General features: G+C 47.3%; 1 protein-coding gene and 1 tRNA gene. Both read right to left on the bottom strand.

Annotated elements, in window-relative coordinates; genetic code table 11:
• Positions 1–90: Arm DNA-binding domain-containing protein (locus H0247_RS19935; RefSeq protein ID WP_255434038.1), on the bottom strand; the 90-nt coding region annotated here is incomplete at its 3' end.
• 161 nt (positions 91–251) lie between these two features.
• Positions 252–327, bottom strand: a tRNA-Phe gene (locus tag H0247_RS19370).
• Between the last annotated feature and the right edge of the window lie 26 nt (positions 328–353).

Raw genomic sequence — 353 nt, forward strand, 5'->3', positions numbered from 1 at the left:
TGATACCGTGAGGTACAGGCCTTGCGAGTCGGTGAGCTTATAAGATTTTGCGAGAGGTTTCGCGGATCGGACTTTGCTGTCAGTTAACATGTGAGGGTCATTCTCGTTCATCGAACTGAATGACCCGTAATCTGACCCACAAATTCCCCGATACGAAGGGATAAATCAAAACGCATCGGAAAAGATTTTTACGCCAACTTATTGAATCGCAATAACATAGGGATTGATAAGGAGGCATAAAAAAGGAAAGGTGGTGCCCGGACTCGGAATCGAACCAAGGACACGAGGATTTTCAATCCTCTGCTCTACCGACTGAGCTATCCGGGCAACGGGGCGCATTAAACCGTATTGGC

The organism is Pectobacterium sp. CFBP8739 (assembly GCF_013449375.1).
In the GTDB taxonomy this organism is placed as follows: Bacteria; Pseudomonadota; Gammaproteobacteria; order Enterobacterales; family Enterobacteriaceae; genus Pectobacterium.